The organism is Sorangium sp. So ce296, from assembly GCF_051529605.1.
Classification (GTDB): domain Bacteria; phylum Myxococcota_A; class Polyangia; order Polyangiales; family Polyangiaceae; genus Sorangium; species Sorangium cellulosum_D.
Window position 1 is genome coordinate 8,473,716 of sequence record NZ_CP150325.1, and the last position, 14,955, is coordinate 8,488,670.

General features: G+C 71.5%; 10 protein-coding genes. 6 read left to right on the forward strand and 4 right to left on the reverse strand.

Going from position 1 to position 14,955, the window contains the following annotated elements; all coding sequences use genetic code 11:
* The first annotated feature begins 9 nt into the window (after positions 1 to 9).
* Positions 10 to 2,232 (forward strand): RHS repeat domain-containing protein, encoded by a 2,223-nt coding sequence (locus WME98_RS31255; RefSeq protein WP_437945366.1) that lies wholly within the window; start codon positions 10 to 12, stop codon positions 2,230 to 2,232.
* 36 nt (positions 2,233 to 2,268) lie between these two features.
* Here WME98_RS31255 and WME98_RS31260 read toward each other — a convergent pair whose 3' ends face one another.
* Positions 2,269 to 2,733 (reverse strand): SRPBCC family protein, encoded by a 465-nt coding sequence (locus WME98_RS31260; protein ID WP_061621756.1) that lies wholly within the window; start codon positions 2,731 to 2,733, stop codon positions 2,269 to 2,271.
* A gap of 161 nt (positions 2,734 to 2,894) precedes the next feature.
* A complete protein-coding gene (locus tag WME98_RS31265) occupies positions 2,895 to 4,178 on the reverse strand; it encodes a SprT-like domain-containing protein (RefSeq protein WP_437945367.1) in 1,284 nt (427 codons plus the stop codon).
* Positions 4,179 to 4,333: 155 nt separating this feature from the next.
* Here WME98_RS31265 and WME98_RS31270 point away from each other — a divergent pair, with 155 nt between their 5' ends.
* On the forward strand, positions 4,334 to 6,376 hold the full coding sequence (locus WME98_RS31270; protein ID WP_437945368.1) for a sulfatase-like hydrolase/transferase: 2,043 nt from the start codon (positions 4,334 to 4,336) through the stop codon (positions 6,374 to 6,376).
* A gap of 5 nt (positions 6,377 to 6,381) precedes the next feature.
* Positions 6,382 to 8,334 carry a sulfatase-like hydrolase/transferase gene (locus WME98_RS31275; RefSeq protein ID WP_437945369.1) on the forward strand — a complete coding sequence of 651 codons (1,953 nt, stop codon included), beginning with the start codon at positions 6,382 to 6,384 and terminating at the stop codon, positions 8,332 to 8,334.
* An 89-nt stretch (positions 8,335 to 8,423) separates the two neighbouring features.
* On the opposite strand, the gene WME98_RS31280 is transcribed toward WME98_RS31275, so the two are convergent.
* Positions 8,424 to 8,939, reverse strand: a complete 516-nt coding sequence (locus WME98_RS31280) for a DUF1993 domain-containing protein (RefSeq protein ID WP_437945370.1) — start codon at positions 8,937 to 8,939, stop codon at positions 8,424 to 8,426.
* A gap of 198 nt (positions 8,940 to 9,137) precedes the next feature.
* Between WME98_RS31280 and WME98_RS31285 the strand changes: the two genes are divergently transcribed.
* Positions 9,138 to 9,731, forward strand: a complete 594-nt coding sequence (locus WME98_RS31285; protein ID WP_437945371.1) for a Uma2 family endonuclease — start codon at positions 9,138 to 9,140, stop codon at positions 9,729 to 9,731.
* A gap of 66 nt (positions 9,732 to 9,797) precedes the next feature.
* Here the strand turns inward: WME98_RS31285 and WME98_RS31290 are convergent, their stop codons facing one another.
* On the reverse strand, positions 9,798 to 12,866 hold the full coding sequence (locus tag WME98_RS31290; RefSeq protein WP_437945372.1) for a PEP/pyruvate-binding domain-containing protein: 3,069 nt from the start codon (positions 12,864 to 12,866) through the stop codon (positions 9,798 to 9,800).
* 277 nt (positions 12,867 to 13,143) lie between these two features.
* Here WME98_RS31290 and WME98_RS31295 point away from each other — a divergent pair, with 277 nt between their 5' ends.
* Together WME98_RS31295 and WME98_RS31300 are read left to right on the forward strand one after the other, a co-directional pair.
* Positions 13,144 to 14,121: a YegS/Rv2252/BmrU family lipid kinase gene (locus tag WME98_RS31295; protein ID WP_437945373.1), complete on the forward strand. Its 978-nt coding sequence runs from the start codon at positions 13,144 to 13,146 to the stop codon at positions 14,119 to 14,121.
* A gap of 175 nt (positions 14,122 to 14,296) precedes the next feature.
* A complete protein-coding gene (locus WME98_RS31300; RefSeq protein ID WP_437945374.1) occupies positions 14,297 to 14,926 on the forward strand; it encodes a hypothetical protein in 630 nt (209 codons plus the stop codon).
* Positions 14,927 to 14,955: the final 29 nt, after the last annotated feature.

Below are 14,955 nucleotides of genomic sequence, written 5' to 3' on the forward strand. Positions count from 1 at the left end.
CTGACCGACGTGGACAGCGCCGGCCGCTACCGCGAGGAGGCATCCCGCAACGGCGCCGTCACCGAGCGGAGCTACTACGCGGACAAGCAGCGGCTGAAGAGCGTCGTCACCCGGAGCGGGGCGACCGCGGTGCAGGACCTCGGCTATGGCTATGACGAGCGGCTCAGCCTCACGAGGCACACCGACGCGCTGCAGCCGCGGCACCGGAACGAGCGCTTTAGGTACGACGCGCTCGAGCGGCTGACGTGCGCGTACTTCAGCGACGTCGAGAGCGCGACGGCGCCGTGCGCGCTCCGCTACGACCACGATCCGAACGGAAACCTCACCTTCGCGCCGGATGCCGGCACGCTCTCGTACGACGACCCGCTGCACCCGCACGCCGTCATCGGCGCGGGCGCGGACAGCTTTGGCTACGACGCGCTGGGCGAGCATATCGCGCGGCGCTCGGTGCCGGTCCGCGAAGATACCCCCGAGCGCGAGAGGCTGTACGATCGCTATGAGTACGACGCGGTAGGCCGCGAGGTGCGGCATACGACGGCGTGGAATGCGGTCACGGCGACCGAGTACGACGGCTGGCGCGTGCGCGTCGTCGACCCGCTCGATCACATGACCGTGACCGAGCAGGATCCGCTGGGGCGAACTGCGTCGATCACCGACGCCGCCGACGGGATCACCCGCTACAGTTACGGTCCGTTCGGCATGCCGCACACGGTCACCGATCCAGGCGGGGCGGTGACGCGCACGACGCGCGACGCGTTCGGCCGCGTCCGGCAGCTCGACGACCCCGATCGGGGCACGACGGTCTCGATCCATGACGGCTTCGGCGAGCTGGTTTCGTCGACCGATGCGCTCGGGCGAGAAAGCACATGGACCTACGACGCGCTCGGGCGACCGCGCACGCGCGTGGACCGGGACGGCGCCGAGCGCGTGACGACCACGTGGACCTGGGACACCGCGGCGCACGGGATCGGAAAGCTCCACGCGCTCGCGAGCCCTGACGCGGAGAAGACGTACGGGTACACCGACCGCGGCCAGCTCGACACGCTCTCGCTCCGCATCGATGGCGAGCGCGCTCCCCTGGAGGCCAGGCTGGGCTACGACGAGCTCGGCCGCGTCGAGGCGGTCACGTATCCGGCGCCGGCCGGCGCGGCGCCGTTCGTCGTGGACCACGACCACGACGCGCATGGCCATGGGATCGCCGTGCGCGACCGCGCAACGGGCTCCGCCTACTGGCGCTTGACGGACGTGGACGACGCGGGGCGCTTCCAGGAGGAGGTGTTCGGCAACGGCGTCATCACGGAGCGGAGCTACTTCGCCGACAAGCAGCGCCTGAGGCACATGGTGACGCGGAGCGGCGCGGGTGAAGTGCAGGACCTGGACTACGGGTTCGACGATCTCCTCAATCTCACGCGCCGCACCGACGCGCTCCAGGCCGAGAACACGACGGAGCGCTTCCGTTACGATCCGCTCCAGCGGCTCACGTGCGCGTACTTCGGCGACATCGAGAGGGCGTCGGCGCCCTGCGCGCTCCGGTACGGCCACGACCCGAACGGCAATCTCACCTTCAAATCGGACATTGGAACGCTCTCGTACGATGACCCGCTGCACCCACACGCGGTCACCGGCGCCGGCGCCGACAACTTCACCTATGACGCCGTCGGCAATCAGATCGCGCGGCCCGGCGGCACGACGGTGCACTACACGCCGTTCGACCTGCCGGAGCGCATCACGCAGGGCGCGAGCACCATCACGTTCGGCTACGACGGCGACCAGCAGCGGATCCGCAAGACCACGCCGGAGAAGGAGACGCTCTACTTCGGCGATCTGTACGAGAGGGTCACCGATCGGGCGTCGGGCACCGTGGAGCATCGGTACCACGTCCACTCGCCGGAGCGCGTGGTGGCGATCGTGACCCGCGGAGGCTCGGACGCCGGCACGCGGTACGTGCATGTCGATCACCTCGGCTCGGTCGACGCGCTCACCGACGAGGACGGCGACGTGATCGAGCGGCGCAGCTACGACCCGTTCGGGCAGCGCAGGAACCCCGTGTGGGGAGAGACCGCGCCGGCGTCGTCAGCTCGCTCCTGCGCACGCGACGCGGCGCTCCAGCCCAACCGTAACGACGCCCGCCAGGGCGAAGGGAGACGTCCATGCCGAAACGACCTGCACCGACGACGCCGAGTGCTGCCGCTGCCGAGCCGAAGCCGGCCAGCCGCGGAAAGAGAGCGCTAAAGCCCTTGACCTCGGGGCTGCCTCATCGTCGGTGCTCTAGCTCGCGCGCCGCCGCTCCAGGTGCGTCTTCATCGCCTTGAGATCCCCGTGCACGGCCTTCTTGAAGCTGCCGATGAACAGCCGCCCGAGCGTCTCCATGAACCACCCCATCCCGGCGATCTCGCCATCCATCCGGAGCAGCGTCCCGGCGCCCTGGGGCTCGAAGACGTAGCGAAAGCGGTATTCCCCGCGCCCCGTCGTGCCCTTCTTCCCGTCGACGAAGAGGTCCAGGCTCTTGCCGGGCTCTGCCGCCGTGACCTCGAACAGCTCGGTCGACTCCTTGCCGAACATCTTGCGGGTCTCACGCCACATCGTACCCTTGCCGGCGACGTCGCCCGTGAGCTTCTCCACCCGCACGAAATTCGGCATCCAGTCGCCGAAGGAGTCGATGTCGGTCGCGAGCCGGAAGACATCCTCGGGCGACGCATCGAATCGCTCTTCAATGGTGAACCGGAGCGGCATCTCGTTCTTCTCCTAGGTTGGCCCGCGCACCGGGCCATCGTGCCGGAACCGCTCCATCCCCGTCAACGCGCCCGTCGAGCGCGCGCCGCCCTCCAGATGCGGGCCGCGCGCCGTCGCCGGCGTCCGACCCGGCCCGGGTCGGACGCCGGCGACCGCGGCGCTCAGCCCTTCTTGCCCGGCGGCAGCAGCATGCCCCGCTCGCCGGTCGCCCCCTGCATCGGGCGGTGCAGCACGATCTTCCGTCCCGCCTCGCGCCCGTGCGCGTGCGCCGGCGTCCGCTGGTTGCCCGCGTGACGCAGGTGCTGCACGTGCGGGTGGCGCGTCCGGTAGTAGCCGTCCAGGTCGGCGTCCCTCACCCAGACGAGCCCCTGCTCCGCGGACACCTTCCGCTCCGCGTTCAGCTTCTCGAGGAACCCGAGCATCACGCCGGCCTGGTAGGTCCGACGGTCCTTGTTGCCCTTCACGCCGTGCGTCCGCTTGTGCTCATTCCACAGCTGCTCGGCCGTGTGGTGCAGGAACGCGTGCACGTAGGCCGCCATCTCGAGGTTCGCCGGCGTCCCGCAGATCTCGAGGACGCTGCCCCGCTTGCCCTCGAGCGGCGCGTAGACCGGCACCCAGATCGCCTCGACGAAGAAATGCTTCCCGAGGATCCCCCCGACGATCCGCTCGCTCTCGCCCACGCGCCCGCTCGGCGCGCCGAGGTGGCGGAAGCCGTACTGCCGCGCGGCGCGCGCCTTCGCGACGTCGAGGTTGTACTTCAGCATCAGCCGCTGCGCGGCGCTCATCGCCGCCTGCGCCTCGTTCGCGTTCGGGCTGTCCGCGAGCGCGAGCAGCCGCGCGATGCGGTCGAGGATCCGGGCGTCCGCGCCGTCCACGCTCCCGTCGCCGCGCGCCGCGCCGCCCGCGTCCGCCGACGGCATCCCGGACGCCGTCGCGTCGATGCCCAGGCGCTCGCACACCTCGCGGAACGCCGGCCCGTGCGCCGCCTCGTCCGTGACGCCCAGCACCTCGTGCACGTACTGGTGCGCCATCTCGTGCTTGAGCACCTCGATCACGACCCCCCACGGCTGCGTCAGCACGAGCGGCCGCGAGATCTCGATCGCGCGCGCCTCGGACATCCAGCGCCCGAGCCGGCTCGCGGCGTCGGACAGCTCGATCGACGGAGGGCGCAGCTTTCGCCGGAAATGCGTGTAGTTGAGGCTCTGGTACGCCGCCATCAGCTCGCGCACGAGCGCCGCCTCGAGCTCGGCGCTGAGCCTCGCCGCCGTCTGGCGCGGCGGCTCGGGCGCCGGCGCGCCAGGGGACGGTCGCGGCTCGGGCGGCGCGCCGGCTGCGGGGGGCGGCGCGCCGGCTGCGGGGGACGAGGACGGTTCGGCCGGCGGCGCGGCGGCCTCTCGGGCCTGCTGAGCGCCGCGCAACCCGTTCAGGAAGAGCTGCTCCGCCATGTCGGACGCCTCTCATGGCACGCCTCGGGCGGCTGTCGAAGGGTTTTCTCCGCCCGTCCGCCCCCCGACTAGCCTGAACCGTCATCGGGGCGCCACCGACCCGCCGCAGAAACGTTCCCGACTCGCCACGCCCTGGCTACACTCGCGCGCGACCCGTGCACCCGTTCCAGCCGTTGAACGATCCTCCGGCGGCCGACGCCGACGCCGCCAGCCGCTCGTCCCGCGGCCTCGCCCGCGATCTCGGCCCGGATCGCGCGGCGGCGCGCGCGCGGCTGCGCTCCCTCGCCCGCGCCCGGCGCCGCTATGGCCGCCTGTTCCTCGCGCTTCCGCTGCTCCTCGTCGTGCTCGCGGACGTCCGCATCCGCGGCGATCGCCTGCTCGACCTGAGCGCCAAGCACGCGGCGAGCTACCTCGGCGCGATGGTCGAGAGCGCCGCGCTCTGGGGGCTCCTGCTGTTCGCGGCCTCGTCGCGGCGGGGCGCGTCGCGGTGGATCGCGGCCCTGCTGTTCGTGACGCTCGCGACGCTCTCGCTCGGCGGCCAGCTCTATTTCCACCGCCAGTACGCCACGTACCTCAACCTCGACGCCACGCTGTTCGGGACCTCGCTCTCCGCGAGCCTCTTCGGCCAGCTCCGGGCCGACGGGGAGAACTTCCTCCACTCGGTCCTCCCGCCGCTCCTGCTCGCGGTCGCGCTCGTCTGGCTCGGCCGGCGGATCGTGCGCCCCGGGCGCACGGCGTGGGCCCGCGCCGCGCGCCTCGCCGCGCCCGCGGGCGTGGTGGCCGCCTTCGTGCTGCCCTGCTCGTACCGCACGGTGCAGGCGTCCACGCCCGACGTCATCTACTTCCACGCGATCGGCGGCCTCATCAAGGAGCTCGTCGGCGTCCAGACCACGGCGCAGGTGCGCCCCGGCCTCCGCACGCCGCCCGCGCTGCCGCCGCTGACCCCGAAGCCCGGCCCGCGGCGCAACGTGCTCTTCATCCTGACCGAGAGCGTGCGCGCCGACGTCACGTGCTCGGCGCCCGCGGCCGCCGGCGCGGCGCCCTCCGGGTGCCCCGGCACGCCGCGCATCGACGCGGCGGTGCCCGGCCGGCTGCCGCTAACGCAGATGCGCTCGAACGCCTCGACGACGGCGATCGGGCTCGCGGTGCTCTGGTCCGGCCTCCAGCCGATCGCCACGCGCGAGGAGCTCCACACCGCGCCGCTCGTCTTCGATTACGCGGACGCCGCCGGCTTCGACGGCGCCTACTGGACCAGCCACCACATGATGTTCGCGAACTCGCGCCTCTACGTGCAGGACCTGCCGGTCTCGCACCAGTGCGGCGCGACCGAGCTCGATCCGCTCGCCGACATCGATCTCGGGGCCGACGACCGGAAGCTGTCGGCGCGCGCGCGATCCGAGCTGCTCTCGCTGCGCGAGCCGTTCCTCGCGGTCGCCCACTTCGGCAACACCCACGTCCCGTACCTTGTCGACCCGGAGGACGCGCCGTTCCAGCCGGCCCTCGAGAGCAAGGCGCCGGACGACAACGAGGCGTACCGCAACTTCTACAGGAACGCGGTTTACCGGCAGGACGCGGCGATCGCCGAGCTCATCGACTTCGTCCGGCGCTCTCCGGTCGGCGAGCGCACGGTGATCGTCTTCACCTCGGATCACGGCGAGGCGTTCCGCGAGCACGGCCAGCTCGGCCACACGGGATCCATCCTCGACGAGGAGATCCGGGTGCCCGGCTGGGTCGACGCGCCGCCGGGCACGCTGACGGCCGCGGAGGAGTCCGCGCTGCGCGCCGCGCGGGACGAGCTCGTCTTCCACACGGACGTGACGCCGACGTTGCTCGACCTCATGGGCCTGTGGGAGGAGCCGGCGCTCGCGGGCTACCGGGCGGCGATGGTCGGCCGCAGCCTGCTCCGGCCGTCGCCGGGGCCGGCGACGCTGGCGCTCACGAACTGCACCGGGATCTGGGGCTGCGCGTTCAAGAACTGGGGGATGATGCGCGGCAACATGAAGCTCGAATCCCGCGCCTGGGACACCGCGTGGCACTGCTACGACGTGCTCGCCGACCCCGGCGAGCAGCGCGACCTCGGGCCCGCCGCCTGCGGCGACCTGCCCCGGCTCGCCGACGCGATCTACGGCGGCCCTGCCGGCAGCGTCGACGTCCCGGCCCACCTCCGCGGCCTCGCGGCGGCGCCTCGCCGCGACTGATCCGGATGGCGCAGGACCTCGATCGACAGGGCGCCGCGCCCGCCGCTCGCCCGCGCGCCGCGCGCCGGGCCGCGCGCCGCCGGCGCCGCCTCCTCGGCCTCGCCCTGCTCGCGTCGCCGGCGCTCTGGCTCCTCGTCGTCGACGTGCTGCGGCGGGCCCGCCACATGACCACGTTCGACCGGCTCCACGCGGCCGGGTACGCCGCGACCGTCGCCGTGTCGCTGGGGTTCTGGGGCGTCCTGCTCTACGTCGCCTCGGGCCGCCGCGGCGCCCTGCGCGGCGTGACGGGCGGCCTGTTCGTCGCGCTCTTCACGCTCGCGTGCGGCGTCCAGGGCGGCTTCCACGCCCTCTACAACATCTACTGCTCGATCGACTCGCAGATCCACTCCCAGTCGATCCCCTGGTCGATCGTGGGCACGCTCCCGCTCGGGCACCCGCGCGTGCTCGCCCACTTCGCCGTCGCGCTCGGGCTCGCCCTTGCGGCGCTCCGGCTCTCCCGCCGGTTCGTGCGCCCGCGGCGGCTCCGGCGGCGCGTCGCCGCGGCGCTCGTGCCGCTCGCGCTGCTCGGCGTGACGAGGATCCCGGTGAGCTACCGGGTGATCCAGTCGTCGTCGGCCGACATGATCTACTTCCACGGCATCACCGCCGTGGTCAAAGAGCACCTCGGCATCACCGACGACTCGCCGGATCTGCGGGTGCAGCGCCGCGACCCGGAGCGCGTGCCGCCGCTCGCCGCGCGGCCTGCGCGGCCGCGGAACGTCGTGCTCATCCTGCAGGAGAGCCAGCGGGCGGACGTGACGTGTGTCGAGTACGACCCGGACTGCGCGCTGGCGACGCCGTTCTCCAACGCCGCCGCGCCGGCGCGCATGCCGCTCTTGCAGATGCGGGCGCACGACTCGACGACGGCCATCTCCATCTCGAACATCTGGTCCGGCGTCTCCCCGACGGAGAGCCTCGCGGCGCTCAGCTCGGCCCCGCTGCTCTGGGATTACGCCCACGCGGCCGGGTGGGACACGGCGTACTGGACGAGCCAGAACCTCATGTTCGGGAACGCCCGGCTCTATGTGCAGGACATCCCGGTCTCGCACCGGGTCGTCGCGACCCAGCTCGATCCGGGCGCCGACCTCGATTACGGCGCCTATGACCGGCAGCTCACGGATCGCGTGATCGAGGAGTGGGGCGAGCTCGCCGAGCCGTTCTTCGCGGTCGTGCATTACTCGAACATCCACTTCCCGTACGTGAGCGATCCGATGCATGCGCCCTTTCAGCCCAGCGAGCTGAGCAAGGCGCCCGACAAGAACGAGCATTTCAAGAACTACTATCGCAACGTCGTTTACCTGTCGGACATGGCGGTCGGCCGGCTCATCGAGCACATCCGGGGGACGCCGAGCGGCGAGCGCACGGTGATCGTGTACACCTCGGATCATGGCGAGTCGTTCCGGGAGCACTGGCAGCTCGGCCACACGAGCTCGCTGTGGGACGAGGAGATCCTCGTCCCCGCGTGGATCGACGCGCCGGAGGGGACGCTGACCCCGGAGGAGCGGGCGAGCATCGCGGGCGCGCGGGACGAGTTCGTGTGGCACCTCGATCTCGCGCCGACGTTCCTCGACCTGATGGGCCTCTGGGACGAGCCGCGGCTCGCGCCGTTCCGCGGCCGGATGATGGGGCACCCGTTGACGCGGCCGGAGCGCACGGTCGCGCCGGTGCCGCTCACGAACTGCACGTGGGTGTGGGGGTGTTCCTTCCGCAACTGGGGGATGATGCAGGGGCCGCTGAAGATCGAGGCGCGCGAGTGGGACGGCGAGTTCCACTGCTTCAACGTGCTGGAGGATCCGCTCGAGCTGACCAACCTGGGAGAGCAGGCGTGCGCGCCGCTGCCCGATCTCGGGCGCGCGCTCTTCCACGAGATGCCGAACGTGACGCCGCCGGGGAGGCCGAAGGTCGACTGGGGCGGTTGAGCCTGTCGGGGCGGCCCGGCGTCGCCCCACCGCTCATCCGAGGGGAGGGGCGGCGTCGCGGGCTGGTGGGGCGGGGAACGCCGCCGCGGTCACAGGTCGCGGAGGTCGAGCGCGCCGATGAAGTCGCCCTTGCCGACGTCGATCCCGTTGTGCCGCAGGATCGAGTACGCCGTGGTGGCGTGGAAGTAGAAGTTGGGCAGCGAGAACTGGAACATGAAGTCCGCCGCCTTCATGCCCTTGCCCGGCAAAAAGAACAGCGGGATCGTTCGCTCTTCCGCGCCCTTCAGCTGCTCCGGCGTCAGCGCCTTCAGCTGCTCGAGCGCCTTCCCGATGCGCGCGCGCAGATCCGCGATCGTCTCCTGCTCGGCGTCCTCGCGCGCCGGCGGCTCCTCGCCGGTGAGGAGCGCGGCCAGCCGCACCGGCCAGTGAGCGACGGTCTGGATCTGACGCCGGAGGTTCCACTGGTCGGGCGCGAGGCGCGCCGTCAGGAGCTCCTCTGGGTTGAACTTCTTCTGCTCGGCGTAGGCCTGCGCCTTGTCGAGCCAGACCAGCACCTGACCGAGCATGCGAGCCATCTGCGGGAACGAGCTTTCATAAAGGCTCATGATCTTCTCCTCGTCGACGGTATGAACCGGCGCCTCTGGTCCATCCGCAGCCCGCGCGCGTCAACCCCCGCGCGCGCCGGCCCCGGTCCACGGCGCGCCGTGACCCGGAGCAGCGGCCGAGCTAGACCGTAATTTATTGAAATTGCTTGACAATCCGGAGGGACGCGACCCCTCGCCCGGAGGCGCTATGCTCGACGCGTGCCCACCGCTGCGCAGAGGCCACACCCCGCCACGCTGGCGGATCTCCTCGCCATCCCCGAGGAGCAGCGCTTCCACGAGATCGTCAACGGCGAGCTCATGCAGAAGGCCGTGCCTTCGTTCGAGCACGGCGACGCGCAGTCCGCCATCGTCGCCCACGTGAAGATCCCCTTCCAGCGGCGCCCCGGTGGCCGCTGGCCCGGAGGATGGTGGTTCGCCACCGAGGTCGAGGTCGAGCTCGCGCCGGACCAGGTGTACCGGCCCGACGTCGTCGGGTGGCGTCGCGAACGCGCGCCCGAGCGCCCCAGCGGGAGCCCCGTCCGGATCCGGCCCGACTGGGTCTGCGAGGTGCTCTCCCCGGACAACGCGCGAAACGACACGGTCAAGAAGATGCGTGTCTACCAGCGTTGCCAGCTGCCTCACTACTGGATCATCGATCCCAGGGAAGAGACGATGACCGTGTACCGGTGGACTCCCGAGGGATACCTCGTGGCGCTCCGCGCGGAGCGGGGCGAGCGCGTCAGGGCCGAGCCGTTCGACGCCATCGAGCTCCAGGTGGGCGTGCTCTTCGGGGACGAGCGCGAGGACGAGTGACCGCCCCGGCGGAGCCCCGGGCGGCCGCGCGGCGCGCCGGGGCTCCGCGGGCCGCCCGCGAGGCGCTCAGTCGATCTGGGTGAACTCGCCCGCCGCGTCGGCGGTCCACATCTGCGGCGGGACCCCCTCGATGTCGGAGGTGCGGACGTAGATCCACCGGATGCCCTTGTCTTCGAGCTCGGCGAGGAGCGCCGGGTCCAGGCCGGGCTCGAGCCGGGGCTCGAAGACGAAATCCTCCGAGAAGTTGTGGTGCGCCGGGCGGTACGTCTGCGCGTGGTAGCCCTTGAGCACGATCGGGCTGCTCGTCAGCCCCGTGATGCGCGTCTCCACCCACTTGTGGAGAGGCGCCGTGTACCCGGCCGTCGGGCCCTTCGGGGAAGGCGGCCAGTAGAACGACGTCTCCACCTGGACGCTGGACGACGCCGACGCGAGCGAGCGCTCCTGGAGCAGCGCGCCCTCCACGGGCGGACCGTCCGCGGGGCAGGCGCCGAGCCGCACCGCCTCCATCGACACGCTGAGCGGCGTGCCGTCCCAGTCGAGCGACGACACCGGCGTGGCGTACTCGGCGCGGACCTCGAGCCCGAAATCGCGCAGCGCGACGAGCGGCCCCACCGACGGCGGCAGCAGCTCGGGCACGGCCGAGGTGGCGAGCGCGAAGGTGACCGCCGAGGCCCCGTCGCCGTCCACGAACGCGTCCGTGGCCGTCTGGTCGGCGTACGTGTGCGTCGCGCCCGGCCACGCCGCGGGGCTCCCCGTCAGCGTCGCCACCGAGCCGGAAGAGAGGTAGTCGAGCGTCGCGTCCTCGAAGAGGGTCGCGCCGAGGGCCTCCGGCGTGAGGAACGCGCTCTTCGGCGAGAGGCGCGCGCGCACCTTGAGCCGGTGGTTCGCGAACACGTCGCCGAACTCGCCCTGGAACGTGCAGAGCTCCTGCGGCTCGGGGAGCAGGAACGGCGTGAGGGTCGGCGTCGTGCTCGGGACCGAGACCTCGCGCACCTGCTTCACCACGAGCTCCCCGGGCTTCATCTTCTTGAACTCGTAGTCGAGCAGGAACGCCGTCTTGCTCGGGTGCACCTCCCTGAACCGCTCCTCGACCCGGCCGAGCAGGGAGGCGAGCGCGCGGTAGTCGTCCTCCCACTTCATCACGTGATCGCCGAGCGGGACCAGCGTCGAGCCGGCGCGGAGCTGCACGTACGTCTCGCCGAAATCGCTGATCACGCTCACGACCTCCGGCAGCGCTCCCCCTTCCGGGTTGGTGACGGACGTCGCCCCGAGCTGCGTCACGATCTTGATCTCGTCCGTGGGCGGGATCCCGCGCGAGAGCGTGGCGACGCCGTTCGCCATCTCGTCCTCGTCAGGATAGGAGTAGTGGACGAGGACGCCCATGCCGACCTCGGCCTCGTCCACGCCGTACAGGAGCCGGGCGAGGAAGGCGTTGTCGTTGTAGAAGCTCGCGTACACCTTGCGGATCGCGCGGAACACGCCGCGCTCCTCGTCCTCGCCGGCCTCGCAGTGGCTCGGCCCCACCTCGTCGGCGTCCTGGTCGTCGGCCAGGCAGCCGCTGTAGCTGTCGTAGAGGCCCGCGCCCGTGAAGACCGCGCTGTCCTCCACGTTGGTCGAGCTCCGGAACCGGATCTTCCTCGTGGGCGAGAAGTCCGCGATCGCCGCCTCGATCGCCTGCCGCTGCCCCGCGGAGAAGGCGGTGTCCTTGGTGATCCGATCGCGGATCGCCGCGAGATCGACCTTGAGCGCCCGCGTGTCGGGCGGATACGTGTAGCCGCCGAGGCGCTCGGCGATCTCGGCGCGCAGCGTGCTGCCGCCGGGCATGACCTGATCGAGGAAATCGTCCCAGAGATCGAACGACAGCGCGACAGCGACATCGGAGCTCTCGGGGATGGCGTCCCGCAAGAGGCCGAAGTTCGCGGCCTTGCCGCCGAAGTGGACGATGTCCGCGGGGCCGAGATCCTCGGTGGAGCCCGAGTAGGCCCCGAGCGGCTCCTTGGGCTGGATCCCGAGATCGCCCGGCCGCTTCAGCGAGAGGAGCTGCTCCTTGTCCGCCGGGGCGAGCTTCCCGTCAGCGTCGAAGAGCGCGGCCCGGCACACGACCCCCCACTCCAGCGAGGCGCGCAGCGCGACCTCCTTGCCGTCGAGCGCCTTCGCCTGCTCGGCCGTGGCCGGGTCCCCGACGTACACGAACGGGATGCCGAACGACGTCGCCAGGAGCGCGGTGTGCGCGTTCGGGGTCGACGGCGACAGCGAGATGATGCCCGCCACATAAGGCACCTCCGCGGGAACGGAGTCGGTGAGGAGGATGTCCTCGGCCCGGAGATCGCCGCTCGCGTAGGCCGCGTCGATCATGTCCGGCGGGACATAGCGGAGCCGGCCCACGGCCCAGCCGGTCGAGTAGCACGCGTCGCCGTTCAACCATCGCTCGACCGAGCTCACGGGGAACCCGCTCTCCGCGAAGAACGCGCTGTTCGCCGCGGCCGACTCGGCCTGCTCGTAGGTCGGGAAATAGAAGGGCTTCGTCCCCTCGGGCGCGACGATGCTGTCCTTCACGAGATCCAGGACGACGCGCGCCATCTCGGGATCGTAGGCGTCCTGACGGACCAGCTGGACGCCGTACTCCGGGTCGGTGGCCGCGAAGGGCGAGATGAGCACCGCGCCGAGGATGGCCTTCTGCCCCTCTTCGTAGAGCGACACCTGGTCGAACTCGTCCAGCGTCATGCCGACGAACGGGTCGAGCCGCTCCGTGGCGAACTCGGCGTGAAACGGGTACTCGTTGCTGTTCTGGTAATAGACCTTGGTGGGGTCGTGCATCAGCACGGTGAACTTCACCCAGGTCGGCCCGTCGTACGACGAGTACGCCGCGAAGGGGTCGAAGGGGATCTCGATCTGGTTCTTCCAGAGCTCGGACGGGGTGATGTCGATCGGGTAGGTCTCGACGGGCCACTCGTAGCCGTCACCGCCACCCTCGCCGCCGTCACCGCCGTCACCGCCTTCGCCGCCCGTACCACCTGCTCCGCCGGTGGCGTCCCCGCCGCCCGCGGCGCCGCTGCCCCCGGAGCCACCCGAGGAGCCGTCGTCGCACGCGGTGAGCGTGCCTGCGCCGAGGAGCGCCAGCGCAAGGCAAGCCATTCGACCGATTCGTTGAAACCTCATGGGAGACGCTGATGTACAATCGTCGTGCCACCGTGCTGCCGAGAGCGCCTTCGCGCTGCGCGGCGGGGCATTCCTGTCGCGCGCATGGCGCACGCAGGCACAACCGCCGGAGCGCGCCCGAGCGGGCGGGCGGGCGGCGCGTCGATGCGCGCCGGCGACGCCCTCGGCCCCGCCGGCGCCGGCGCGGCGGCACGCGGCCTCCATGACGAATTTTCTTGGGGTTTCAACCGCTTCGGCGTTCTAGGATACGGCGATGACCGAGCGGAGAGCGGCGCTGATCTTCAACCCTGCTGCTGGCCACGCCGGGGATGCGGTCGAGTCGCTTCCTTCGCGGCTCGAGCGCGAGTTCGCGCTGAGCGTCTACGAGACGAGCGCGGACCGCAGCGCCGCCGCGTGCGCCGAGGCGGCGCGCCGGGAGGGCGCCCCCCTGGTCATCGCGGCGGGCGGCGACGGGACGATCTCGAGCGTCGCGTCCGCGCTCCTCGGAACGGACACGTGCCTGGGCATCCTGCCGCTCGGCACGGCGAACTCGATCGCGCTCACGCTGGGCATCCCGGCCGACCTGGAGGGGGCCATCGAGGTCCTCGTCCGCGGCGAGCCGACGCGCATCGACGCCGCCCGCGCGAACGGGCGGACCATGATCCTGCTGTCAGCGGTCGGGCTCCACGCCGACACCGTGGGCGAGACCCCGCAGGACGCCAAGCAGCGCTGGGGGGTGCTCGCGTACATCGGCACCGGGCTGAAGAAGCTGATGAGCCTGGAGCCGTTCGGGGTCGAGATCGTGACCGACGACCAGCGGATCCACTGCCGGGCGGTGGCGGTGACGGTCGCGAACATGGCGCCTGCGCGCACGGTGCTGGCGCAGGGGCCTCCGGTCGTCTCGCCGGAGGACGGGCGGCTCGACGTCACCATCGTGTCGGCGACGACGCTTGTCGAGGCGGTCGCGACGGGCCTGCACCTCCTCCGGACCGCGATCGACGGCGAGCCGGCCGAGCGCGACAACGTCGGGTTCTTCGCCGCCCGGCGGGTCCTCATCAGCACCGATCCGCCGCAGCGCGTGCTCATCGACGGCGAGGAGGTCGGGACCACGCCCCTCGCGGTCGAGTGCTTCCCGCGCGCCCTGACGGTCATGGCCGCCCGCCGCGAGGAGGTCCCCGCGCCGCCGCCCGCCGCCGAGGTCGAGGTGAAGCTGGAAGGGCTGCCCGAGCTCGAGGTCGAGCCGAAGGCCTGAGGCGACCGCGCGGCCGGCGCGGCGGCCGTCGCGACGCGCGCGCCCGCCGCGGCGGCGACAGCAGCATTGTGACGCGGAACACGAGGGGAAAGCGACAGCGGCCCTGCGTAAGGAAAGGTGGTTTCGCCGGTGGGGCGGAGCTTGATCCTGATTCCTTACAAGGGAGCTTGGAAGTATGCGATCGACGTTCTGGGCGGGTGTGGTGGGGGTGTGTCTGGCCTGTGGTCTCTCGGGCCTCGGCTGCGGGAATGACGGGGCTCCGGCGCCGGAGGAAGCGACGGTCGGTGAGCGGACCGGCGAGGCCTCGTGCACGGGGCTCGACCCGTCGACGGTGGTCGATGAGCTCACGCCCGCGGAGGCCGAGCAGGCGTGCAAGGGATACCGCACGTGCGAGGCCGACCGGCTGGACATGGATTATTTTTGCCGCATGTTCGGCGTGCTGGGCGCGAAGTTCGGGGACAATCCCGGGACCGACGACGCCGGGGTGCGAGCGAGGTGCGCCGAGCACTACGAGAGCTGCATGGCCGACCCGGCGCAGGCGGCGCAGATCGAGCAGTTCCTCGCAGAGCTGCAGGAGCGACCCTGTGTGCAGCCCACGCAGTGCACCGCGACCATCGCGGAGCTCGACGCGTGCGCCGCCGCGACGAGAGAGTACTCTCTCAACGTGCTCCCCGAGTGCGGCGCGCTCACCGTGGCGTGGTACGACCAGGAGCGGGACACCGAAGCGGTCATGGAGGCCTGCGGCAAGCTCAGCACCGGCTGCATGGCGCTCTTCGCGCTGCCGGAAGAGCCGGAAGAGGAGTGACCGGCAGCGCGAGGGCGCCGCGCCTTCCG